The following is a 24129-nucleotide window of genomic DNA, read 5'->3' as shown; positions in this document are numbered from 1 at the left end:
ATTGATCGCCGTGAGTCACATCGCTCGAAGTGACGCAAAGCTGACGGTTGCCGGCCGACCGATAGCACCAGCCTTCGATTAGTTTTCCGGTCCGGCGCACGGGACCGGCTCGTCGACGCCGTCGGACAACCTGCGCCATGCCGGAGGAGACAACCATGACCGTTCCCGCTCCGCGGGTCCGTCGCCGGCCCCGGACACCGGGCCGGCTGTTGCCGCTGCTACTCGCCACCGCGCTGCTGCTGCCGGTGGCGTTCCTCGTCGTACAGGCACACCAGTTCGTCGACAACGACCGCGACGTCGTCGCGCGGGAACGGCTCGGTGTCGAGTACCTCCGCGCTCTCGGTCCGGTGACCGAAGCGCTTGTCGACGCGCAGAGCGCCGCCGTCACCGGCCGGTCGCTGCGCCGGGACACCCTCGACCAGGCAGTCGAGCGGGCCGCCGCGGTCGACGCGCGCATCGGTGGTGAGTTGAGCACCAGCGAGCGGTGGGCCGGGCTCCGCGCGAAGTTGGAGGCGCTCCCCGAACGCTCACTGGCCGACCCGGAGACCGCCTTCACCGTGTACGGCGAGGTCACCGACCTGCTGTTGGCCCTGCACGGCAAGGTCCGGGAGACCTCCGGCCTGATCCGGGACCCCGGTGTCGACGCGTACTTCATGCAGGACGGCGTCGCGGAGGAGATGCCGGAGGCGATGGTGGCCGCCGGCCGCCTCACCGACCTGGCCGTCCTGATGAACCGCCGGCCCACGGCCGAACGGATCCAGTCGCTCAGCCAGCTGGCCACCCTCCGGGCTGCCGCCCTGCAACCCGCCAACGACCTGGCCAGCAACCTACGGGCGGTGGTGGAGAACACGGAAAGCGCCGACCTGGGTGCGAACGTGCTCACCCCCTTCGACGCCTACCAGCGCGCGGTCGAGACGATGGCCCTGCACTCCCAGCCGGTCGATCGGGCCGGCACGGTCGACACGACGCGGCTCCTCGCCGCCCGCAACGAGGCGCAGCAGGCCGCGAAGCAACTCCACCCGGTCCTTCTCGACGAGATCGACCGGCTGCTGGTGGAGCGACTCGACGGGCTGGACCAGGATCGCCTGCTGATTCTCGGCGCGGGCGGCCTCGCCGCACTGCTGCTGGCCGGTCTCGCGGTGAGCGGCTGGATGTCCCGTCCGAGAGACACCTCCGCCGCGTCGGCAGGCGGAGTCGTGCCGACTCCGCCGTCCGGCGTCCAGTGGGGTGCCGTCGGGTCACGTCCCGTCGAACCACCACCGGCGCTTCAGCCGGTGGGACAGGTCCACGAGCCGGATCGGTGGAGGCCCTTCGATGCTGCTCGGTAGGCTCCGCATCCGCGGCAAACTCAGCCTGCTGGTGACCATTCCCCTGCTCGGCATGCTTGGGCTGACCCTGCCGGTGGTCTGGGAACGAGCCGGTGTGGCCCAGCGGGCCGCCGACATCGACCAGACCGTCCAGCTCGCCAGCCGGGTCGGCACCCTGCTTCAACACCTGCAGCGGGAACGGATGCTCGCCGTCGGGCTCCTGCTCGGGCAGGTCGAGCGCACCACGCTGGTGCAGGAGATCGCGGAGGTGGACGACCGGATCGTCGATCTGCGGGCCGATTTCGACGGTGACCTTCCGGCCGAGGTGGACACGGCACTCGACGGCGTTGCGCAACTCGCCGAGGTACGCACGGCGGTACTGGCCGGACAGGCCGCGCCGCCGCAGGTCATCGGCGCGTACGGGCCGGTCCACATCGCCCTGATCGACTCGTTGCGGCTGCCGCACGACGTGGACACCCGGACCCCGGCCGGACGCCAGACGCTGGCCCTGGACAGCATCCTGCGCAAGAGCGAGGGCCTCAGCAGCGGCGGTGCCCTGATCGTGTTGGTCGCCGCCTCGCCGAACCCGCAGTTCGCCACCGCCTTCGTGGCCAACATGGCCACCCTCCAGTCGGAGAGCAGCAAGATGCTCGGCCTGCTCACCCCGGAGCAGCAGGCGCTTGTGAACATCGAGCAGACCGCTGTCGACGCACGAACCAGCCCGGAGTTCCTCCAACAGAGCGCCCTGGACCCGGTGGCCGCGGTGGCGGACATCCCCATCCAGGCTCTCTTCCCCACCGTTTCCTCGCTGATCACGCTGGGTCAGTTCGTCGAGAAGAAACTGGTCGCCGACGTGACCGCCGAGGTACGCGCACAACGGCAGACGGCGCTCTCCGGGGCGTACTGGGTGACCGTGCTGGTCGCGGTGATCCTGGTCGGCGTGGTGCTGCTCGCCCTGGCCATCGGCCGCACGGTGACCGGGCCACTGACCCGGCTCACCCGCTCCGCGGACCGGGTCGCCCGGGTCGCGGAGTCCGAGCTGGTCCGGGTGGCCGACGACGAGGTCGACAACGCCCAACCCGTTCGCCTCGATCCCGTCGATGTCCGCGCCAGGGACGAGGTCGGCGACCTGGCCCGCGCCTTCGAACGGGTACAGAACACGGCCGCGCGGCTGGTGGAGCGGCAGGCGGCGAGCCGACGCAACGTCGCCCAGATGTTCGGCCACGTCGGCCGGCGTACCCAGAACCTGGTCGGTCGGCAGATCGCCCTGATCGACCGGTTGGAGCAGCAGGAGACCGATCCGGGGCGGCTGGAGAACCTGTACCGGCTCGACCACATCTCCAGCCGGCTGCGGCGCAACGCGGGCAACCTCGTGGTGCTCTCCGGCGCGGTGGGTGACGTCGCGCACGTCGCGCCGGTTCCGCTGGCCAACGTGGTCCGCCTCGCCCTCGGTGAGATCGAGGACTACACCCGGGTGGACGTCCAGGTGCCGACCGAGGCCGCCGCCGCACCCGCGATCGTCGGCGACCTGGTGCTGGCGCTCGCCGAACTGATGGAGAACGCCACCGTCTTCTCGCCGCCGCACACGAGGGTGCTGGTCAGCGGCGAACTCACCGAGAACGGCGTACAGCTCACCGTGGTGGACCACGGCATCGGCATGACCGAGGCGCGGCTGGCCGACGAGAACGCCCGCATCACCCGACGGGAGCGGCTGGACCTTGCTCCGACCGAGGTGCTGGGGCTGTTCGTGGTGGGTCGGTTGGCCCGCCGGCACCGGTGGGCGGTCGGTCTCTCCGCCACCCCGGGCGGCGGCGTCACCGCAACCCTCCAGATTCCCCGTACGTCGCTGGTCGTCGGGACGCCCGAGCCGGCCGGCCTCCCCGTTCCACCGGTCGGCCGGGCCGCGCCGGTGGCCGCCCTGCCGGCCCGGCACCAGCTCGAACCGGTGCCACCGACCCGGGACACCCAGGCGTCAGTGGACCTGGCCACCCCCGTGCCGGAACCGGTCGGGTTCAATCCCACCTTGCTGACCCGGGCAACCGAGAGCATGGAACTGTCCGAGTCCTGGGACGCGTTCGGCACCGGCCCGGAGCCCGTCGGGAAGACCGACGAGCAATCGGCCGCAATCGACGCGGCGACCGTGACGGTTCCGCAGGTCGCACCGGCGTCGGCCACCCCGCCGGCCCCGATGCCCGGCATCCGGCAGCGGGTGCCCGGCGCCAGCCTGCCGAGGACGGCACCGAAGGTGGGCCGGGCCGACTCCAGCAGCGTGGACCCGAGCGCCGCTCGCGCCGCCGTCGAGGCGTTCGAGTCGGGGGTACGCCGGGCCGAGTTGAGCCAGGCCGACGCGCTGCCGCAGCCGGTCGAGCCGCCCGCTCCGCCGGGGCTGACTCAGCTGTCCCGCAGGGTGCCCGGCGCCAACTTGATCGCGCAGCTACCGCAACAACCGCTCACCCAGGACCCGGGCGATCCGGCCGAGGTCCGCGATCGCATCAACGCGTTCGAGACGGGCGTCGCCCGGGCTCTGCGCGATGTCCGTAACGACCGCAGCGACGACGAAGGAACGCCACGTTGACCAGCCCGCACGTGCACGAGAACCTCGACCACCAGAGCCACCCCGCCGGCGACCTCAGCCCCGAGGCCCGCACCTTCAACTGGCTGCTGGATTCCTTCACCTCCGGGACCGCGGGGGTGCTGGAGGCGATCGCCGTGTCGTCGGACGGCCTGCTGATGGCCATGTCCGCGATCAAGGACAGGTCCAACGCGGAGCGGCTCGCCGCGGTCGTCTCCGGGATGACCAGCCTGGCCGGCGGGGCCGCCAGTTGGTACGCGTTGGGCGGTCTCAACCGGGTCGTAGTGGACATGGCCGAGGGTTATCTCCTGATCAGTGCGATCAGCAGCGGTTCGGTGCTCGGCGTGGTCGCCGACCGGTCGGCGAACCTGGGCACCGTCGCCTACGAGATGACCCTCTTCGCCGGTCGGGCCGGCGGTGCGCTCACCCCGCGCCTTATCGCCGAGCTCAAGAACTCCGTACAGCAATGAATCCCGACGCCGCCGGTGCCGAACAGGAGCCGGTGATCCGCATCCGGCCCTACCTGCGCGAGTCCTCCCCGGCCGGCTCCGCCGGCCCGGCGGGCGCACCGGCGGCGATCGGACCGGAGCCCGAGGAGGCCGGGCCGACCGGACCTCGCCCCTTCGTGCTGACCGCCGGCCGGGTGGCCGGCGCCGACCCCACGATCGGCCTGGAGACCCAGGTGACCGCCCGACCGACCACCGAAGCGTGGAACGTCACGGCCACCCGGTTGAGCCCGGAACTCCAGGCGATCGTGGCGCTCTGCGGTGAGCCGATCTCGGTGGCCGAGATCTCCGCCAAGACCCGGTTGCACTTCGGCGTGACCCGAGTGCTGGTGGGCGATCTGCGCGCCTCCGGCCACCTGGACGTACACGTGACCGACGCCGACGACGCCCTCGACCCCGACGTCATCCTGCGAGTGATTGATGGACTCCGTGCAATCTCCTGACTGGCCCGCCGCGCCACCGGGCGCGCTCGCCGCCAACAGCGCCGCTGCCCGCTACGGCGGTCCGACACCTACCCCACCGTCCATCGGCCGGGCCACCGCGCCCCCGCCACCGGCCCACGCCGCACCGGCGCCGCCGCCACCGTACCGGCCGCCGGCCGCGACGCCCGCCACCACGGGTACGCACCGGGTGACCCCGCCGATACCGGTGAAGATCCTGGTGGCCGGCGGCTTCGGGGTCGGCAAGACCACCACCGTGGGCTCGATCTCGGAGATCGCTCCGCTGACCACCGAGGCGGAGATGACCACCGCCGGGATCGGGGTCGACGACCCTGGTCAGCGCTCCGGAAAGACCACCACCACGGTGGCGATGGACTTCGGTTGTGTCACCATCGATCGAAGCCTGAAGCTCTACCTGTTCGGTACGCCGGGCCAGACCCGTTTCGGCTTCATGTGGGACGACCTGGCCCGGGGTGCGCTCGGCGCACTGGTGGTGGTCGACAGCGCCCGGCTCGACGACTGCTACCCGGCGATCGACTTCTTCGAACGGTCAGGACTGCCGTTCGTGGTCGGGGTCAACGCCTTCGACGGGCGGTTGGCGCACGACCTGGGTGCGATCCGGTGGGCTCTGGCGATCGGCGAACATGTACCCCTGGTGCAGTTCGACGCACGGGACCGGCTTTCGGTCCGGGACGCCCTGCTGGTCGTCCTGGACCGCGCGCTGGACCGGGCCACCCGGGAGAAACGGGCCTGAGCCGACCGGCTCGCAGGCCCCTCGTGGGAAGGGGTGAGGCGGATGAGAGGCGGACTGGACGAGACTCTGGCCCGGATGCGTCGGCGTGAGGAGGCGCTGCGTCGACGGGCCACGGACCCGACCGTGGCGGCCGACGACCAGCCCGGTCCGGAGCCGGGCCACGGGTCCGGCACCGGTTGGGGTCGGACCGACAGCCGCAACGCGGGACCCGGCTGGGCCGGGGTCCACGAACCGGCCCACGAGGCCCCGCCACGGCACCCGGTGGAGGACGTGGCCGAGGCGCTGCGCGCGGCCGTCGCCGCGCACCCGGGGGCGTCCGTCGCCGCTCGGGTCGAGCACGACGGGCAGGCGTACGACCTGCGGGTGGCCTGGGTCGATCAGGAGGTCACGGTCAGCGGACAGCCGGCCGCGCCGCCACCTTCCTGGCCACTGTCGGTCAAGACGGTGCCCGGCTGGTCCGCCGCCCAGGACGGGCTGAGCGAGGATCCGGCAGCCCGGCTGGCCGAGCTGATCCGCCGCGACCCGTCCCTGCTCACCGGGGAGGAACCCGCAGGCTGACCAGGGGCTTCCACACGCACGCTAGGGTCGGGCGGTGGGCGAACCCGAGCTGACCCTGATCGCGAGCCTGCGGCCGGCCGCACTGGACGCCCGGCGGGGCATCGTCCGGCTGCACCCGGAGGCGCTCACCGCCCTCGCGCTGCGCCCAGGTGATCCGGTCCGGCTCGCGGGACGGCGGGTGACCGCCGGCCTCGTCGCGGCGGCCGAGGGCACCGCCAGCGCGGCCCTGCTGCACGCCGACGACCTGATGCTGGGCAACCTCGGCGTACGCGACGGCGGGCAGGTGAGACTGAGCCCGACTCCGGTCACCCCGGCCCGCCGGGTGCTGCTCGCCGGGCCGGCCGAGGTCGTCGCGGTGGTCTCCCCCGAGATGCTGCGGCTGGCACTGCTCGGCAAGGTGGTCACCACCGGGGACGACGTTTCCCTGCTGCCGCAGGATGTGTTGCCGGACGCCTCGACCCGCGCCCTGGTCGAGGCGGCCCGGCGCAGCCTCTCCACCCGGGTCGGCTACGCCTGGACCAGCACCCTGCTGCGGGTGTTGGCCGCCGAACCGGATCCGGGCGCGCTTGTCACCATGGACACCCTCGTCGCCTGGGAACACGGTCCCGCGACCCACAATGGCACCGGCGTCCCCCGGACGACCGCTGCGGCCAGCCGGGCGGCGGGCGGCGGAACGCGCGGCCAGGCGACGGGCGTCGGGCAGGGCAGCTGGCCGACGGGCGGCACCACTGGCAACGGTAGCGTCGACGGCCGTTCGACGGAGCCCGGGACGGCTGGTGGTTCCGACATCGAGTCGGACGCCGACGCCAACGTCGGCGCCGTGCCGTCGGTGGACGAGCTGCCGGGCCTGCGCGCCCAGGCGGAGGAGCTGACCGAGCTGCTCGACCTCGGTTTCCACCATCGGGAGGTGCTCAGCCGGTTGGGCACCGCAGTGGCGCTGGGGGTGCTGGTGAGCGGGCCGGCCGGCTCCGGCAAGGCGGCCCTGGTTCGGGCGGTGGCCGCCCAGGTCGGCGCCCGGGTGCATCCGCTCTGGGCGCCGGAGATCGCGGCGTTGACGAACGACTCGGCCGCAGCCCGGCTCCGGGCGGTCACGGCCGAGGCGCTGGCCGCCGGGCCGGCCGTGCTGCTGGTCACCGACGTGGAGGCGCTGGCCCCGGCGGAGGCTCCCGGACCGGTGGCGACCGTGTTCCGGCAGTGCGTGGCACAACTCGTACGGGCCGGAGCGGCGGTGGTCGGCACCAGCAGTCGACCTGAAGCGGTCGACCCGGCGCTACGCGCCCCGGACCTGCTCTCGTTGCGGATCGACGTGCCGCTGCCCGACGCCGCCCTGCGCCGGGAGCAGCTGACCGTGCTGACCCGTCCGGTGCCGCTCGCCGACGACGTACGGCTTGACGAGGTCGCCACGCGTACCCCCGGTTTCGTCGCCGCCGACCTGGCCGCGCTGGTCCGCGAGGCCGGGGTGCGCGCGGCGCTGCGGCAGAAGTCGGCGCAGACCCCCACGGTGCTGATGGCCGACTTCACCGCCGCCCTGGAGGTGGTGCGGCCGACCACCATGGCCGCCGCCACCCTCGAACTGGCCCGGGTCACCCTGGACGACGTCGGTGACCTGGTGGAGGTCAAGCAGACGCTTACCGAGTCGGTGCTGTGGCCGCTCACCTACCCGGACACCTTCGCCCGGCTCGGCGTGCAACCGCCGCGCGGGGTGCTGCTCTACGGCCCGCCGGGCTGCGGCAAGACCTACCTGGTGACCGCGCTGGCCGGGACCGGCCGGGCGAACGTGCTGTCGGTCAAGGGCGCGGAGCTGCTGTCCAAGTGGGTCGGCGAGAGCGAACGCGCGGTACGGGAGCTGTTCCGCCGGGCCCGGGAGGCCGCCCCGACGCTCGTCTTCCTCGACGAGGTGGACGCCCTCGCCCCGGTACGCGGCCAGGCCACCGACGGCGGCACCGCCGACCGGGTGGTGGCCGCGCTGCTGACCGAGCTGGACGGGGTGGAGGCGTTGCGCAACGTGGTGGTGGTCGCCGCGACGAACCGTCCCGACCTGGTCGACCCGGCGCTGCTGCGCCCGGGGCGGCTGGAACGGCTGGTCTACGTGCCACCACCGGACGCCGAGGCCCGGACGGAGATCCTGCGCGCCGCAGCACGCAACGTGCCCCTCGCCGAGGGCGTCGACCTTCCCGCCCTCGGCGCGGAGTTGGACGGGTTCTCGGCCGCCGACTGCGCGGCGCTGGTCCGGGAGGCAGCGCTGGCCGCGATGCGCGAGTCGCTCACCGCCTCCACGGTCACCGCCGAGCACGTGGCGGCGGCCCGGTCCCGGGTCCGCCCGTCCCTGGACCCGGCCCAGGTCGCCTGGCTCGCCGCGTACGCCGAACAACGGGGCTGAGCATCCCGGTCAACAGGGAGCTGCGTCGTCCAGCGAGATCTCGGCGTACACCCGGTCATCGGCCTCGCGCAGCTTCGCGCCGCACTTGCCCAGCACGGACAGCGCGCCGCGGTTCTCCGGTGTGGTGTCCGCGACCACGGTCCGCATGCCAGCCGCCGCCGCCAGGTGCAGCAGTTCGCGTAGCGCTGCCGCGCCGATCCCCTGGCCCCGGGCCGACCGGCCGAGCCACATGCCGACCTCGGCAACGCCGGGCTCGTCCCGTCGGCTCATCCGGATCATTCCGACCACCTCGCCGCCCGCCACGATCGCGTACATCGCGCTGCGGGCGGTCGCGTCGAGCCCACCGAAGCTGGCCCGGTGGAACTCACGGAACGCCTCCCGCCGCGCGTTCGACCAGCCGGCCGGCGCCTCCACCGGCGGCATCACGTCTGCCGGCTCCGCCTCGGCCACCGCCACGGAGAGCAACGGTTCGAGGTTCCGCTCGTCCACCGGCTCCAACCGGACCGCACCAGTCACGTGCCGCAGTCTCCCGCGCCCGGCGGCGCACGTCCACCCGGTTGGCGACGACCGGCCCCTCCGGCGGACCGGTCCGACCGGTCGGGTCGAATCACCTCCCGGGTCACGCTCCGCGATCGTCCGGCCGGGCGAACTCGCAGTAGACGGCGGAGGCGTCGTCGGCCGCCTTGTGCCGGCGTCGCCGGTCGGGGTGGTCCCGTTCGGCGGTGCGGACCCGGTCGATCAGCCCGTCCGGACCCTCCGTGGCCACCACGTTCAACAGGCCGGACCAGTCGAGCAGTCCGAACTCCTCGACCAGGGCGGAGGCACCGTCGGAGAGCAGCACGGCGCGGCGCAACGCCGCCGGCCCGTGCCGTGGCACGGTGCCGACCACCGCGTGGTAGGCGGCGTCCGGGTCGGCGGCGGCGACCCAGTAACCGTGGGTACGGTTCATCCGCTCCCGCTGCGCCGTGACGGCGCGTCGGAACCGGGTGGCCCAGTCGGTCGGCTCGGGCAGCAGGTCGGCGGTCTCGCGCAGGTTGTCCGCCGAGGCCGCGAGCCGGTCGTCGGCCACCACGTCGACGCGTTCACCGGTGTCGAGCACCAGCGGACTGTCGCAGAGCACGAGGTAGTCGACCTGGTCACCGCCGTCGCGGAGCAGGCACACCGTGCTCGACGGGGTGCCGGGGTGGTCGAGGTCGCACTGCTCGCCATGGTCGGAACGGACCGCGAGGATCGCCGCGGCCAGGTTGCTCACCAGCGTGGCGGCCGGGCGGGCGGCCTCCGCCAGGCCGAGCCGGGCGGCCAGGTGCCGGACGTACCACTGCGGCCCGTGTACGCAGCCGGTGTCGAAGCCCTCCGGCACGGTGGCGCCGTCGAGCACCCCGACCAGCGGCCCGAAGCGGAACACCAGGTCCTCGTTGACTGCCCGGCCGGGTGGCGGGGCGGACGCGGATCGTACCCGCATGGTGGGTGCGGTCCCGACCACCGCACCTCGCCGGCGCTCGTCCGGGGCCGCCTCGGGCACGCTGGTCTCCGGTTGCGCGATTCGTCCCGGCTGTCTGGGCCCCCCGTCGCTCATCGCCACCTCCCCGCGCCCCCGGCTACCCACTCAGCACCGGACGACACGTCGAGGTCGCAAGCCTAGCGGCGGCGGTTGCGGGTTCGGGAGGCGCGCAGCCGCACCAGCCGGCCCACCAGCACCGGGTCGGCGGCCAGGGCCGCCGGATTGTCCAGCAGCGCGTTCAGCAGCTGGTAGTAGCGGGTGGCCGAGAGCCCGAACCGGTCGCGGATGGCCTGTTCCTTGGCACCGGCGTGCCGCCACCACTGCCGCTCGAAGGCAAGCATCTCCCGTTCCCGCTCGTCCAGCCCGCTGGCCGTGGCCGCTTCCCCACCGGCGTCGGCAGGTGACTCCGCAGGGTCCGGTGACGTCGACTCGACCTCGGGGGCGGATCTCGGCGGTGGCACCGTGACGGCGTCCGGACCGGTCTGCGCTGCCGGGGTGGCGTCGGCGGGCTGCATCGTGCTCCTCATCCGGGGGCGGCCGGCACGGCAAGGCCAACCTGGCCCATCAGCCTAACGAGGGCCACCACCTGCCGCATCCCACCAGCCGGCGGGCCACCGCGACAAAGAGGGGCGGTGGCGGACCGCTCCGGCGAGGACGGTCCGCCACCGGCCGGCTCAGGTGATGTCGCGCCGGCGCATCGTCCACAGCGCCGCGCCGAGGAAAAGCACGATCCCGACGCTGAACAGCACCGAGGAGTGCTGCCAGGTGATGTCCAGGGTGGCCGGCTCGCACTCACCGGTGTAGGTCGCGTTGCACGCCTGCCAGTCCTGGAGCGTGACCGTCTTGGTCATCCAGGCGATGGCGTAGGTGGGCAGCAGCCACGCCTCGGCGAAGCGCACCTGCGCCATGGACAGCAGGATGCCGAGCCCGACCTGGCCGACCACCATGACCGCGATCGCCCCGCCGAGCGCCATCGCGGTGTGCCGGCCGAGCGAGGCCAGAGCGAAGCCCACCGTCGCCGCGACCAGTGCCAGCACGATGCCGCGCAGCCCGGTGATGAGGAACGACTGCCAGGTACCCGAGGTCATCCCCTCGGTGGTGCCGCGTAGGTTGGCGACCAGCCACATGCTGCCGAACCAGGCCGCCGTGGCGGGCAGTGCCAGCGCCAGCAGACCGGTGAGCAGCGCGCCCAGCTTGGTCAGCAGGACAGTCAGCCGTTTCGGCCGCCAGAGCAACAGATTCATCATCCCGCCGGTGTTCCACTCGGCACCCACGAACGAGGCACCGACCACGAACCCGACCAGGGCCAGAATCGCGGCGAGCGGAATCAGCATCTCGCCGAAGCTCTTCCGGAAGTCGAAGGTCGAGGGCAGGAACCACTGCTCCTCGATCGACTCCCGTGGTGGCGGGCTGATCTCAGCGCAGTCGGCCGGGTAGTAGTCGACGTTCTCGCCTGCTGCCTTGGCCCGCTCGCAGTTTGCGCGCTCCTGCTCCGCCCAGCGGACCTGCTCCTGATGCTGCCGGTCGGCGGCCTGCCGCGCTTCCGCAAGCTGGTCCGGGCCGATCTTCTGGTTGCTCAGGAACATGCCCGCCGCCACCAGCACCAGCACCAGCAGGCCACCGGCGGTCATCCAACGGGCGAAGCGCCGCTTGGCCAGCCGGCGTAGTTCGGTACGGAAGAGACTCACGCGCCCCAACCTCCTCCGGCGGGCGCGGAAGGCGCCGTCCCGTCGATTCGTACGGACTGGTCGACCTGCCGGTGCTGGCCGGGTACCGGCGCGGTGGCGGTCAGTTCGAGGAAGACGCTCTCCAGGTCGACAGCGATCGGCGCGAGTTCGCTGACGTAGAGGCCCTGTTCGGCCAGGATCCGGGTGACCGTGGCCGGCTTGTCCACCCCGGCGAGCATCAGGTGGTCGTCGTTGGTGGTGACGCGTACGCCGACCCGGGTCAGCGCCGTGGCGGCGACCGGCAGGTCGGTGACCGCCTCCAGCCGCACCCGGACCGCGCCGGAGGAGTGCTGTGCCAGCACCTCGTCGACCGGGCCGAAGGCGACCCGCCGGCCCAGCGAGATGATGGTGACCGAGTCGCAGATCAGCTGGATCTCGCCGAGGATGTGGCTGGACAGCACCACCGTCATGCCGGCCTCGGAGAGGTTACGCATCAGCGTGCGCATCTCCCGGATGCCGCCCGGGTCGAGACCGTTGGCCGGCTCGTCCAGGATCAACAGCCGCGGGTTCTTGAGCAACGCCGAGGCGACCGCGAGCCGCTGCTTCATGCCGAGCGAGTACGTCTTGACCCGCTCACCGGCCCGATCGCGTAGACCGACCAGCTCCAGCACCTCGTCGACCCGCTGCTCGGGCAGGTCACCGGCACCGGCCAGCAGCGACAGCGTGTCGCGCGCGGTGAAGTGCGGGAAGAACTGCGGGCTCTCCACGATCGCGCCGACCTGCGGGGCGACCTGGTCCAGCGTCCCGGGCACCTCGTGCCCGAGGATCGCCATCCGGCCGCCGTCCGGCCGGATCAGGCCGAGCAGCGTACGCAGCGTGGTGGTCTTGCCGGACCCGTTGGGACCGAGGAAGCCGTGCACCTGGCCCGCCTCGACCCGCATGTCGAAGCCGTCCAGGGCGTTGCGGGTGCCACGGCGTCGGCTTCGGTACGTCTTTCGTAGACCTTCGATTTCCAGGACAGCTGGCAAGCTGCACCTCCCCCGTTGGTGTGTGGGCGACGACGACACCATACGCGGTATGCAGCCGCAGGCAATACCCGGTATGCAGCGCCACGCCGAACGGAAGATTTCAATACCGTGAGCGTCGACGAAGCGACGCCAGGTCAGCCTCGGGGCCGGAGCGCTCAGGCGCAGATGACGTGGACCCCGGCGGCGCGGAAGGCGTCGACCACCTCGGGCGCGGCGCCGGAATCGGTGACCAGCGTCTCGACCCGGTCGACCGGGCAGATCCGAGCGAAGGCGTGACCGCCCAGCTTGGACGAGTCCGCGATGATCACGACCCGCTTGGCCCGCGCCACCATGAGGTTGTTCATCGCCGCCTCACCCTCGTGATGAGCTGCCGCACCGAGAAGCGGATCGATGGCGTCCACCCCGAGCAGCGCCACGTCCAGCGTGACCTCGCGGAGCAGCGCCCCGCCCAGCGGCCCGACCAACTCGAAGGACTTGGGCCGCACCACGCCGCCGGCCACCACCACCTTCATCCGGGACCGGACCAGCAACTCGTTGGCGATGTTCAGGGCGTTGGTGACCACGGTCAGCTGGGCGCCCTCGGCGTTGGTGTTGAGATCCGGGCGCACCGCCAGCGCCCGAGCCACCTCCGTGCTGGTGGTGCCACCGTTGAGGCCGACCACCGTGCCCGGCGAGACGAGCGCGGCCGCCGCCGCGCCGATGCGCTGCTTCTCCGCCGAGTGCTTGGCCGTCTTGTAGCGCAGCGGCAGGTCGTACGAGACCCCGTTGGCGACCGCTCCACCCCGGGTACGCGTGATCATCTGCTGCTGCGCGAGTTGGTCGAAATCCCGACGGATGGTCGCCTGGGAGACGTCGAGCCGTTCGGCGGCCTCTTCCACGGTGACCCGGCCCGAGTCGGTAAGCATTTCGAGCAGGGCGTTCCATCTCGCGTAGCGGTCCACCCCGGGCCTCCCGTGTCTGCACGATCGGTGATTGGTTGCGTGCACAGTAGTGCTCGAAACTACGAAGAGGCAAAAACCATCTCTGCGCGATCGCTCCCGTGGTTGCCATTTCCGGTAAGTTTCACGCAGAATGGCGCGCGAAAGACGGGATTAACGAGCCGTAATGCGCAAGGCTCCGCCCCTGCGAGGAGTTCTCATGGCGTACGTCCACGCGGAGATCGCGAGCCAGCCGGACTGCTGGCGTCAGGCGAGCGAGCTGGCCCCGGCGATGCTCGACCGCCTCCCCCGCCCCGGTGAGCGGGTCGCCGTCGTCGGCTGCGGCACGTCGTGGTTCATGGCCATGGCGTACGCGGCCCGCCGCGAGGCAGCCGGCCAGGGCGAGACCGACGCCTTCCAGGCCAGCGAGTTTCCCGCCGGCCGCCACTACGACCGGCTGTTGGCGATCACCCGCTCCGGCACCACCACGGAGGTGCTGGACCTGCTCGCCGCGCTGCGCGGCCGGACACCGACCACGGTGCTGGTCGGCGATCCCGGGTCTCCGGTGGTGGAGATCGCAGACGCCGCCGTCACCCTGCCGTTCGCCGACGAACGCTCCGTGGTGCAGACCCGCTTCGCCACCACCGCGCTGGCGCTGCTCCGCGCCAACCTCGGCGACAACATGACCGCACTGGTCGCCGACGCGGAGGTCGCCGTCCGGGCCCCACTGCCGATCGACCCGAGCCTGATCGAGCAGGTCACCTTCCTCGGTCGGGGCTGGACGATCGGCCTGGCCCAGGAGGCCGCGCTGAAGTGCCGCGAGGCGGCCACCTTCTGGGCCGAGGCGTACCCCGCGATGGACTACCGGCACGGCCCCATCTCGGTGGCCGCTCCCGGCCGGCTGGTCTGGGCCTTCGGCGAGTTGCCCGACGGGCTGCCCGAGGACGTCGCGGCCACCGGCGCATCCTTCGCACACAGCCGCACCCACGGCTACCGCACGGTGCTCGGTCGGTGGGCCGCCGGGCGTACCCCGGTCGACCCGATGGCCGACCTGATCCTGGCCCAGCGCTTCGCCGTCGCGCTGGCCACCAGTCGCGGCCTCGACCCCGACGCACCCCGGCACCTGAGCCGGTCCGTGGTTCTCACGTGATCGGAGAGGTTGCCGTCGCGCTGGACGTGGGTGGCACCGGAATGAAATGCGCGCTTGTCGACACGGACGGTGTGGTGCGGCACGCCGAACGACACCCCACCGACGCCGGGCGCGGCCCCGACGCCGTGGTCGAGACGATTTTGACGGTGGCCGAGGGACTCGCCGGCAAGGCCCGCGCGGACGGGCTCACCCCGATCGCGCTCGGCATCGTGGTGCCCGGCGTCGTGGACGAGGCGCGCGGCGTCGCGGTCTGGTCGGCGAACGTCGGCTTCCGGGACGTACCCCTGCGCGACCTGGCGTCCGCGCGACTCGGCCTGCCCACGGCGCTCGGCCACGACGTACGCGCCGGTGGCCTCGCCGAGGCGCGGCTGGGTGCCGGCCGAACCACCGGGCATGTGCTTTTCGTTGCGATCGGCACCGGCATCGCCGCCGCGCACGTGGTGGCCGGCTCGGCCGCCACCGGGGCGCACGGTGCCGCGGGGGAACTCGGTCACATCCTGGTCCGCCCGGACGGGCCGGTCTGCGGTTGCGGACGGTCGGGCTGCCTGGAGGCGCTCGCCTCCGCCTCGGCCGTCGCCCGCCGCTACGCCGAACTGACCACCGCACCGGACGATGGGTCCGCCGCCGGACCGGGCCCGGGGCGGACCATGGTGACCGCCGCCCAGGTGGCTGCCCGGGCGGCGGCCGGCGAGGAAGTGGCCACCCGGGTCTGGCGGGAGGCGGTCGAGGCACTTGCCGACGGCCTCGCCACCGCCCAGGCCCTGTTCGACGTGGCGACCATCGTCCTCGGTGGCGGCCTGGCCCAGGCCGGCGCCGGGCTGTTCGACCCGCTGCGTGCCGCGCTGCGGGACCGGCTGACCTTCCACCGGGAGCCGCAACTGGTCCCGGCCGTCCTCGGCGACGAGGCGGGCTGCCTCGGCGCCGCCCTACTCGCCCTCGACCAGTTGGAGACGCCATGACCGTACGGGTGAACGGCAAGGTGGTGACCCCCGGCGGGGTGATCTGGCAGGGCTGCGTCGAGGTCAGAGGCGACCGGATCAGTGCGGTCGCCGAGTACCCGTCGGTGCGCGACGGGCACTGGATCGTGCCCGGGTTCGTGGACATCCACAGCCATGGCGGCGGCGGGCACACCTTCACCACCGGCGACGCCGACCAGGCCCGGGCCGCCGCCGCGTTCCACCTGCGGCACGGCACCACCAGCCTGCTGGCCAGCCTGGTCAGCTCCCCGTTCGAGCTGATGCGCTCGGCCACCGCCGCCTTCGCGCCGCTGGTCCGCGACGGGGTGCTGGGCGGCATCCACTTCGAGGGGCCGTACCTCTCCGCCGCCCGGTGCGGTGCGCAGAACCCGGATTTCCTGCGGGATCCCTCCGCCGACGAGCTGACCGAGCTCATCAAGATCGGTGACGGCGCGGTCCGGATGGTCACCCTCGCTCCCGAGCGTACGGGCGCGCTGGAAGCCGTGGAACTGCTCACCCGACACGGGGTGGTCGCCGCTGTCGGCCACACCGACGGCACGTACGACCAGACCCGCGCTGCCGTGGCGGCGGGCGCGACCGTCGGCACCCACCTGTTCAACGGGATGCGCCCGGTGCACCACCGCGACCCCGGCCCCGTGGTGGCGCTGCTCAGCGCGCCGAACGTGATCTGCGAGCTGGTCGCCGACGGGGTGCACCTGCACGAGGGGACGCTCACCTTCGCCACGTCGACTGCCGGACCGGAACGGTGCGCGCTGGTCACCGACGCGATGGCCGCCGCCGGCATGCCGGACGGCGAGTACGAGCTGGGCGGCCAGGCGGTGACGGTGAGCGACGGGGTGGCCCGGCTCTCCCGCGACGGGGCGATCGCGGGGAGCACGCTGACCATGGACGCGGCGCTGCGCCGTGCGGTCGCCGCCGGGGTCTCGGTCCCCGACGCGGTACGCATGGCGTCCACCACGCCGGCCCTGGCCGTCGGCCTCGGCGACCAGGTGGGCACCCTCCAGACCGGGCTCCGCGCCGACCTGGTGGTGCTCGACGACGACCTGGAGATCGTCCGGGTGATGCGGGCCGGTGCCTGGGTGGAGTGAACCCGGCAGCCGCCAGGTCAGCCCGCGGAGATCTCCACGCCGAGAACGGCCTGCTCGTCCGGGCGGTGCACCAGCACGTCCGACAGGAATGACTGCACCGCGTGGCGCATCCCCACGTCCCGACCGGCCTGCTCGGAGAGCAGCCACTTGTGCTCGATGATCTGGGCGAACAGCTCCTGCGGCTCCAGCTTGCGCCGCAGGTGCGCCGGTACCGCCCGGACCACCGGCTCGAACACCTCGGTCAGCCAACGGTGCGCGGCCTGCTGCTCGTCGGTCAGGTCGCTCTCCGCCCGGTACGCGTCCAGGTCGTTGAGCAGCTTGCGGGCCTGGTTCTCCTCCGCGTCCAGCCCGGTGAGGCGGAGCAGCCGGCGATGGTGGTACCCGGCGTCGACCACCTTCGGCCGAATCAGGTACCGGCCGTTGTCGATGCTCGACATGGCCACCTCCGCCACATCGAAGCCCAGCTCGTTGAGCCGGCGGATGCGCCCCTCGATGTCGTGCCGGGCCGCGCGCTCGACCTGCTGCTCGTAGGTGATCTCGTGCCAGAGTCGCTCGTAGCGCTGCACCACCTCCTCGCAGACCACCTCGGGGTCGATCGAGTCGTGCAGCAGCCCGGCCGCTTGGAGGTCGAGCGCCTCGCCGAAGATGTTGACCCGGGCGATCTCCAGGTCCTCGCCACGCTGGCCGTTGGAGAGCACGCTGCGCAGCGCCCCGGTCTCGGCGTCGACCAGATAGGCGGCGAAGGCACCGGCGTCCCGCCGGAACAGCGTGTTCGACAGCGAGCAGTCACCCCAGAAGAAGCCGGTCAGATGCATCCGGACCAGCAGCGCGGCGAGCGCGTCGAGCAGCCGCCCCATCGTCGGTGGCCGCAGCGTGTGGGAGAAGAGCGCCCGGTACGGCAGGGAGAACTGGAGATGACGGGTGATCAGTACCGGGTCCAGCGGCTCACCGGCGTCGGACTCCCGGTCGGCGACGATCGCCACCGCCTTCACCGACGGGAAGTCGATCCGTTCCAGGGCACGCAGCAGGTCGTACTCCCGCTCGGCCACCCGCTCGCCGGTCTCCTTCACCGCGTAGACGTGCCCGCCCAACTGCACGAACCGCACCACGTGCCGGGAGATGCCCTGCGGCAGCGCGACCAGGTGTTCGGCCGGCCACTGCTCCAGCGGTGTCGACCAGGGAAGGTCGAGCAGCGCCGGGTCGACGAGGGCCGAGGTGATCCGCACGGCGTCAAGTTTGACGTTTCCTCCGCCGGAACGCCTCCCTACGTGGCTCGGCCCACAGTCGCCGTCCGCCGGAGGCACCGCGCGGGCCGGTAGCGTGATCGGGGTGCGGGAGACGACATCGGTACGCCGGAGAATCCGCCCGGCACCGGTACGCCCAGCCGGCTGGTGGTTCGACGCCGTGCTGGTGGCCGGGTTCGTGGCGCTGACCGCCGCGCTCGCCAGCGGTCACCTGCTCGATCTCGACCTCGCCGTCAGCGAGTGGGCCTTCACCCACGACCCGGCCCCGCTGTACTGGACCGCCCGGGCGTTCAACCTGCTCGGACAGGGCGGCGGCCTGCTGCTGCCGCTCTCCGGCGCACTGGCGGTGGCGGTGGCCTGGCGTCGCCGGACGATCCGGCCGTTCCTGCTGGTCGCGGGTGCCCTCCTGATCACCATGGTGACCATCGGTCCGCTCAAGCTCTGGACTGACCGGGCGGCGCCCACCGCCTCGGTCAAGGAGCCGTTCCTGGCGCCGCAGGAGGCTGTGCAGGTCTTCAACCACCTGCCGGCCGGTGCCTACTCGATGTCGTACCCGTCGGGGCACGTGGCCAACGCGATCGTCTGGTACGGCGTCATCGCCCTGCTGCTGGTGTCGCTGACCGTCGGTCGGCTGCCGGCCGGCCTGTACCGGCTGGTGCGGTACGCGCCGCCGGGAATCCTGCTGGTCACCACCACCTACCTCAACTTCCACTGGCTCACCGACGGGCTGGCCGCCCTGCTGCTGGGGTTGCTGCTGGACCGGCTGCTGCACCGGGTGCCCTGGGACGACCTGCCGCTGCCCGGGCACCTTCGGCAGTGGGACGGGCCGTTCGCCCGGCACCGGTAGGGTGCCGGCGTGGACCGACTCGCGCGCCGGCTGGGTGTACCGGACGCCGTCGTCATCGGCCTCGGATCGATGCTCGGCGCAGGCATCTTCGTGGTCTTCGCCCCGGCCGCTGCGGCGGCCGGCGGCACCGGACTGCTTCTCGCTCTGGCCCTGGCCGGGTTCATCGCGTTCTGCAACGCGACAAGTTCCGCCCGGCTGGCCGCCCGTTATCCGGAGTCCGGTGGCACCTACGTCTACGGTCGGGAGCGGCTGAACCCGTTCGCCGGGTTCCTCGCCGGCTGGGGTTTCGTGATCGGCAAGACGGCCAGTTGCGCGGCGATGGCGCTGACCATCGGCGCGTACCTCTGGCCGGGGCAGGCCCGGCTCGTCGCGGTGCTGGCGGTTGTCGCGGTGACCGCGGTGAACCTGCGCGGCATCGGCAAGACCGCCGCCGCCACCCGGATCCTGGTGCTCCTGGTGCTCGCCGTGCTCGCGCTCGTCGCGGTGGTCGGCGCGACGAGCGTCTCGATCGACCGGATCGACCAGCCTGGCGGCACCGCCCGGGGGGTGCTGACCGCCGCCGGGCTGCTCTTCTTCGCCTTCGCCGGGTACGCCCGGATCGCCACCCTCGGCGAGGAGGTACGCGACCCGCAGCGCACCATTCCCCGGGCGGTGCCGTTGGCGCTCGGGTTGGTGCTGGTGATCTACCTGATCCTGGGGGTGGTGGCCGTCGGCGTCCTCGGCGCGGACCGGCTGGCCGCCTCCGCCGCGCCCCTCGCCGACGTGGTGGGCGCGGTCGGGCTGCCCGGCCTGGAGTGGGTGGTCCGGGCCGGCGCGACGATCGCGGTGACCGGGGTGCTGCTCTCCCTGCTGGCCGGGGTGGGTCGCACCACGCTGGCGATGGCCCGCCAGCAGGACCTGCCCGCCGGGCTGGCCGCGGTGCACCCCCGGCACCAGGTGCCGCACCGGGCCGAGCTGGCGGTGGCCGCGGTGGTGATCCTGGTCGTCGTGCTCGGTGACGTGCGGGGGGCTATCGGCTTCTCCGCCTGCACCGTGCTGGTCTACTACGCCATCACCAACGCCGCCGCGTTGACCCTGGGGCGGGAACCGGAGCGGAAGCTGCCGGTGCAGGCACTCGCGGTGGCGGGGCTGGTCGGCTGCGTACTGCTCGCGGTCAACCTGCCACTGTCCAGCGTGCTCGCCGGTTTCGGCGTGCTCGCCCTCGGCGCCGCCTGGTACGCACTCCGGTCAGCCCGCCGCTGACGAGGGTCACTCCGTCGCTTCGCGCGGTACCGGTGTGCCGGAAGGCGCTGCCGGCTCCGGAGGGGCGACCTCGCGGAGCAACGCGTTCAGACCGGCCCGGCGGGCCACCACGGTCAGCCGGTCGCCCGCCACGATCACCATGCGCGGGTCGGGTGACCAGTCGAGGCGCTGCCCGGTCCGGGCGTGTGCGAGCAGGCGTACGCTGCCGGCCCGCCCGACGGTGGCGAGCGTACGACCGTCCAGGTCCGAGCCGGCGGCCACCGGGACCTCGGTGACCAGCAACGCGTGCCGGCCAACCGGGATGGTGGCGATCACCGCGCGGTCCAGCAGGGCGGCGGCGAACGACGGTGCCGCCAGGTAGGAGACGCTGCGCGAGGTGCCGATGCCGAAGGCCCGTTGGACGCGTTCGGCGAAGTCGCCGTCGAAGAGCCGCAGCACCACGCGGAGCTGGTCGTCGAGGGCACGGGCATTCAGCGCGGCCCGGAGGTTGGCGCCGTCGTCGGTGGAGACCACCACCAGCGCCTGGCAGGTCGCCACCGAGGCGGCCCGCAACGTCTCCTCCTGCGCCGCGTCGCCCACCACCATCGGTACGCCGAGCCGCCGGGCCAGCCCGGCACCGCGCGCGTCCGCGCTCTTGTCGATCGCCACCACCTCGACGCCGAAGTCGTTGAGCTGGGCCATCACCCGGGTGCCGATGTTGCCGAGCCCGACCACCACCACGTGCCCGGAGCGCTCGGGCAGGATCCGCCCGGTGTGCAGGGCCAGCCGGGCGTTCACCACCCCGTCGACCACCACCGCCGTGATCAGCGGGATCAGCGCCAGCCCGGCGAGATTGAGCACCACCTGCATGACCTGCTCGGCGGCCGACTTGGCGGTGTCCGGATCCTGCCCGGTCAGGGTGGTGACCAGCGTCAGGTAGAGCGCGTCGCCCCAGCCGACGTGGGCCGCGTTGGCGTACAGCCCGCCCAGGGCGGCCACCATGGCGAGCAGCACGAGCACCGCGATCCCGATCTTCCGGGTGGCGAAGCTGCGGATCGCCCGGAGCACCATCGCGACCGGCCGACGCCGCCGCCGGGCCCGGGCCAGCCGCCGCGCGGCAAGTTCGGTGCCGGCCGGCCGGCCGACCGCCTCGGCGAGCACCACGTCGGCTTCCCGGTCGTCGGCCGGCAGCACCAGATCCTGCTGCGCGTCGCGGGTGTCGGCCACCCCGCAGACGATCTCGCTCGGGCGTACGTCGTCGCGGCGGGCCACGTAGAGCGTGCGCCCGCCGTGCCGGAAATGCGTCGGCGCGATCTCGCCGAGCGCGGCGGCCACGAAGGCCGGCGCGGCCATCGAGGCGTCGGAGAGCACCGCCGAGTCGGGAAAGATCTGCCGTACGCCGTTGGCCAGGCCGGTGTTGAACATCCGCACCACCAGGCGCAGCCGGGGCTCCACCTCCTGCGCGCAGAGCGCGGCGTGCATGTTGCCCACGTCGTCCTGGTGCAGCAGGGCCAGGCCGGCGGCCTCGGCCAGCCCCGCCCGGCGGAAGGTGACCTCGTCCAGCCGGTCGGCCCGGATCACCTCGATGCCCGGCAGGTCACGGCCGTCCGGCCCGGGAGAACGCCGACGCTCCGGCACGATCAGGGTGATCCGCACCCGGCCGGCCTGTGTCTCGCCGGCCAGCATCGTCCGCACCACCCAGTACGCGAGCGGATCCTGCCCGCAGATCACGTAGTGTGCCCGGGACTCCCCGTTGACCCGCAACCGGCGGCTGGCCCGCAGGGCCCGATCGAGCAGCGGCTCCGCCATGACCCGCATGGTAGTCAGCCGGTCGCAGCCCGCGCAGCCCGTCATGATCGTGGCTGCCGCGCCGCCGCATGTCCGGGCCGGTGACGGGTAGGGCAGCGGCATGCAGACCTTCCTGCCGTACCCGGACTTTCTGGCCAGCGCCCGAGCGCTGGATCAGCGACGGCTCGGCAAGCAGCGGGTGGAGGCGATCCAGGTGCTACGCGGGCTGACCTGGCCCACGTACGGCTGGCGCAACCACCCGGCGGTGAAGATGTGGGCCGGGTACGAGGAGGCGCTGACCCGGTACGGGCTGGACATCTGCTCGGTCTGGTGCGCGGCCGGCCGGGCCGACACCTGCGCCACCACGTTGACCGTCGACCTGGCCGCGGCCTGCGGCGTCGAGCAGGTCCGCTCCCAGCAGGAACTCGCCGTCGCCGGAGAGCTGCCGCCGTGGCTCGGCCGGACCGACGTGCATCTGAGCCACCGTTCGTCGCTGCTCCGCAAGGATCCGGCGCACTACCGTCCCGTCTTCGGCGACGACGTCCCCGACGACCTGGACTACGTCTGGCCGAGCTCCGACCGCCCCCGCCGCTGTCTGGGGTGAGCGGCAGCGCACACTGGGCAGGGTCGACCGGGAGGTTCGCATGACGCTGTCGCAGTTGGCCGGACGGTTCATCGGCGTACGTCGGCACCGGGTCGACCCCGGCGGAGGTGGCGCCCCCCGGGTGCCGCATCCGGTCACCGCCGTGGTCGTCGGCGGCGGCATCGCCGGCATGTCCGCCGCGGTGGTGCTCGCCGAACGCGGCGTCGAGGTGACCGTGCTGGAGGCCGCGCCCACCCTGGGCGGCCGGCTCGGTGCCTGGCCGGAGACCCTCTCCGACGGGACCGGGCAGGTCAACGAGCACGGCTTCCACGCCTTCTTCCGGCAGTACTACAACTGGCGGAACATCCTGCGCCGGGTCGACCCGACGCTGCGTTTCCTGCGGGCCGTGCCCGGCTATCCGGTGCTCAGCGCGGAGTGGCCGACCGAGGAGTTCGGGCGGCTGCCACCCGCGCCACCGGCGAACCTGCTCACCCTGCTGGTCCGCAGCCCCAGCCTCCGGCTGCGGGACCTGCGCGGGATGGACCGGGACGCGGCCCTGCCGCTGCTGACGTACGACCCGGTACGCACCTACGCCGAGTTCGACCACACCACCGCCGACGAGCTGCTCGACTCGTTGCGCCTGCCCGACCGGGCCAGAGCGATGCTCTTCGAGGTCTTCTCCCACTCGTTCTTCAATCACGAGGCGGAGATGTCGGCCGCCGAGATGATCGCGCAGTTCCACTTCTACCTGCTCGGCAACCCGGAAGGGCTGGCCTTCGACTGCCCCGACGAGGACTACGCCACGTCGATCTGGGAGCCGCTGGCCCGGCACGTCGAACGGCACGGCGGCCGGATCCGCACCGGGGAGCCGGTCACCGGTCTGCACCGCGATCCCGACGGTTGGCAGGTGCACAGCACGCACGGCACCTACCGGGCCGGACACGTCGTGCTCGCCGTCGACCCGCCCGCACTCGCCGCCCTGGTCGCGGGCTCTCCGTCGCTGGCCGAGCAGGCCCCGGCGCTGGCGGCGGCGATGCCCGCGTACGGTCGGCCCGGCCCGCCGTACGCGGTCGCCCGCTACTGGTGCGACGGCGACGTCGCCCCCGAGCGGGCGATCTTCAGCGGGGTGTCCCGACAGGCCACCCTGGACTCGGTGACGCTCTACCACCGGCTGGAACGAGAATCCCGCGAGTGGGCCGAACGCGCCGGCGGCTCGGTGATCGAGCTGCACGCGTACGCCTGCGAACCGGACGTGCCCGCCACCGGCCTGGCCGAACGGATGCGGGCCGAACTGGCCGTGCTCTGGCCGGAGACGACGCGGCTACGGGTACGGGAACTGCGTGCCCGGGTCGAGGCGAAGGCGCCGGCCTTCACCCCGGGCAGCCACGCGGGACGCCCGGGGGTTCGCACCGACGCCGCCGGTCTCTACCTGGCCGGCGACGGCATCGGCACCGACTTCCCCAGCGCCCTGATGGAACGGGCGGCGGCCACCGGCATCCTCGCGGCGAACCACATCCTGCGCGCCGCGGGCGGTGCCGCCGAGCCGATCCACTCGATCCGGCCGCGTGGTCTGCTCGCCCGAGGCTGACCTCCAGGTCCGG

The 24129-nt window shown here is 72.8% G+C and carries 22 protein-coding genes; 14 read left to right on the top strand and 8 right to left on the bottom strand.

Translation table 11 applies throughout. The features are described 5' to 3' along the window. Positions 1-155 precede the first annotated feature (155 nt). The 7 genes from O7624_RS18310 to O7624_RS18280 all read left to right on the top strand — a co-directional run bounded on the left by O7624_RS18310 (position 156) and on the right by O7624_RS18280 (position 8517). Positions 156-1328: a hypothetical protein gene (locus O7624_RS18310; protein ID WP_282236673.1), complete on the top strand. Its 1173-nt coding sequence runs from the start codon at positions 156-158 to the stop codon at positions 1326-1328. Beyond that, positions 1315-3882, top strand: a complete 2568-nt coding sequence (locus O7624_RS18305) for a nitrate- and nitrite sensing domain-containing protein (protein WP_282236672.1) — start codon at positions 1315-1317, stop codon at positions 3880-3882. Before O7624_RS18310 ends, O7624_RS18305 begins: the two co-directional genes overlap by 14 nt. After that, complete coding sequence (locus O7624_RS18300) at positions 3879-4349, top strand: roadblock/LC7 domain-containing protein (RefSeq protein WP_093403345.1); 471 nt, start codon at positions 3879-3881, stop codon at positions 4347-4349. Before O7624_RS18305 ends, O7624_RS18300 begins: the two co-directional genes overlap by 4 nt. Next, a complete protein-coding gene (locus O7624_RS18295; protein WP_282236671.1) occupies positions 4346-4828 on the top strand; it encodes a DUF742 domain-containing protein in 483 nt (160 codons plus the stop codon). Before O7624_RS18300 ends, O7624_RS18295 begins: the two co-directional genes overlap by 4 nt. Before the next feature lie 187 nt (positions 4829-5015). After that, positions 5016-5579, top strand: a complete 564-nt coding sequence (locus O7624_RS18290) for an ATP/GTP-binding protein (RefSeq protein WP_282240676.1) — start codon at positions 5016-5018, stop codon at positions 5577-5579. A gap of 42 nt (positions 5580-5621) precedes the next feature. Then, positions 5622-6137, top strand: a complete 516-nt coding sequence (locus O7624_RS18285; RefSeq protein ID WP_282236670.1) for a hypothetical protein — start codon at positions 5622-5624, stop codon at positions 6135-6137. A gap of 34 nt (positions 6138-6171) precedes the next feature. Continuing rightward, positions 6172-8517 (top strand): AAA family ATPase, encoded by a 2346-nt coding sequence (locus tag O7624_RS18280; protein ID WP_282236669.1) that lies wholly within the window; start codon positions 6172-6174, stop codon positions 8515-8517. A 9-nt stretch (positions 8518-8526) separates the two neighbouring features. Here O7624_RS18280 and O7624_RS18275 read toward each other — a convergent pair whose 3' ends face one another. The 6 genes from O7624_RS18275 to O7624_RS18250 all read right to left on the bottom strand — a co-directional run bounded on the left by O7624_RS18275 (position 8527) and on the right by O7624_RS18250 (position 13654). Beyond that, positions 8527-9033 (bottom strand): GNAT family N-acetyltransferase, encoded by a 507-nt coding sequence (locus O7624_RS18275; RefSeq protein WP_282236668.1) that lies wholly within the window; start codon positions 9031-9033, stop codon positions 8527-8529. 103 nt (positions 9034-9136) lie between these two features. Further along, positions 9137-10093 (bottom strand): hypothetical protein, encoded by a 957-nt coding sequence (locus tag O7624_RS18270; RefSeq protein WP_282236667.1) that lies wholly within the window; start codon positions 10091-10093, stop codon positions 9137-9139. Between the two features lie 62 nt (positions 10094-10155). After that, positions 10156-10533, bottom strand: a complete 378-nt coding sequence (locus O7624_RS18265; RefSeq protein WP_093403336.1) for a DUF3263 domain-containing protein — start codon at positions 10531-10533, stop codon at positions 10156-10158. Between the two features lie 159 nt (positions 10534-10692). Next, entirely contained in the window at positions 10693-11706 is a 1014-nt protein-coding gene (locus O7624_RS18260; protein ID WP_282236666.1) for an ABC transporter permease subunit, read from the bottom strand. Then, positions 11703-12713 carry an ATP-binding cassette domain-containing protein gene (locus O7624_RS18255; protein ID WP_282236665.1) on the bottom strand — a complete coding sequence of 337 codons (1011 nt, stop codon included), beginning with the start codon at positions 12711-12713 and terminating at the stop codon, positions 11703-11705. The genes O7624_RS18260 and O7624_RS18255 overlap by 4 nt, the downstream gene beginning before the upstream one ends. 155 nt (positions 12714-12868) lie before the next feature. After that, positions 12869-13654, bottom strand: a complete 786-nt coding sequence (locus O7624_RS18250; protein ID WP_093403331.1) for a DeoR/GlpR family DNA-binding transcription regulator — start codon at positions 13652-13654, stop codon at positions 12869-12871. A 196-nt stretch (positions 13655-13850) separates the two neighbouring features. Here O7624_RS18250 and O7624_RS18245 point away from each other — a divergent pair, with 196 nt between their 5' ends. From O7624_RS18245 to nagA, 3 genes are read left to right on the top strand one after another with little or no spacing between them, the layout of a single operon-like run. Then, entirely contained in the window at positions 13851-14780 is a 930-nt protein-coding gene (locus O7624_RS18245) for a sugar isomerase (RefSeq protein WP_282236664.1), read from the top strand. Next, complete coding sequence (locus O7624_RS18240) at positions 14777-15739, top strand: ROK family protein (RefSeq protein WP_282236663.1); 963 nt, start codon at positions 14777-14779, stop codon at positions 15737-15739. The genes O7624_RS18245 and O7624_RS18240 overlap by 4 nt, the downstream gene beginning before the upstream one ends. Further along, positions 15736-16845, top strand: coding sequence for an N-acetylglucosamine-6-phosphate deacetylase (gene nagA / locus O7624_RS18235; protein ID WP_282236662.1), 1110 nt, complete (start codon positions 15736-15738; stop codon positions 16843-16845). The genes O7624_RS18240 and nagA overlap by 4 nt, the downstream gene beginning before the upstream one ends. A 17-nt stretch (positions 16846-16862) precedes the next feature. Here nagA and O7624_RS18230 read toward each other — a convergent pair whose 3' ends face one another. Continuing rightward, positions 16863-18071, bottom strand: coding sequence for a DUF4032 domain-containing protein (locus tag O7624_RS18230; protein WP_093403325.1), 1209 nt, complete (start codon positions 18069-18071; stop codon positions 16863-16865). Positions 18072-18174: 103 nt separating this feature from the next. On the opposite strand from O7624_RS18230, the gene O7624_RS18225 reads away from it, so the two are divergent. Together O7624_RS18225 and O7624_RS18220 are read left to right on the top strand one after the other, a co-directional pair. Continuing rightward, positions 18175-18936, top strand: coding sequence for a phosphatase PAP2 family protein (locus O7624_RS18225; RefSeq protein ID WP_282236661.1), 762 nt, complete (start codon positions 18175-18177; stop codon positions 18934-18936). 9 nt (positions 18937-18945) lie between these two features. Continuing rightward, entirely contained in the window at positions 18946-20178 is a 1233-nt protein-coding gene (locus tag O7624_RS18220; RefSeq protein ID WP_282236660.1) for an APC family permease, read from the top strand. 6 nt (positions 20179-20184) lie between these two features. Here the strand turns inward: O7624_RS18220 and O7624_RS18215 are convergent, their stop codons facing one another. Then, positions 20185-21975 (bottom strand): NAD-binding protein, encoded by a 1791-nt coding sequence (locus tag O7624_RS18215; protein ID WP_282236659.1) that lies wholly within the window; start codon positions 21973-21975, stop codon positions 20185-20187. A gap of 91 nt (positions 21976-22066) precedes the next feature. Between O7624_RS18215 and O7624_RS18210 the strand changes: the two genes are divergently transcribed. Together O7624_RS18210 and O7624_RS18205 are read left to right on the top strand one after the other, a co-directional pair. Then, complete coding sequence (locus tag O7624_RS18210; protein ID WP_282236658.1) at positions 22067-22549, top strand: MSMEG_6728 family protein; 483 nt, start codon at positions 22067-22069, stop codon at positions 22547-22549. Between the two features lie 40 nt (positions 22550-22589). Continuing rightward, on the top strand, positions 22590-24116 hold the full coding sequence (locus O7624_RS18205; protein WP_282236657.1) for an FAD-dependent oxidoreductase: 1527 nt from the start codon (positions 22590-22592) through the stop codon (positions 24114-24116). Positions 24117-24129 lie beyond the last annotated feature (13 nt).

Source organism: Verrucosispora sp. WMMD1129, from assembly GCF_029581255.1.
GTDB classification, from domain to species: domain Bacteria; phylum Actinomycetota; class Actinomycetes; order Mycobacteriales; family Micromonosporaceae; genus Micromonospora; species Micromonospora sediminimaris.
This window is presented reverse-complemented; position numbering and strand designations above follow the sequence as displayed.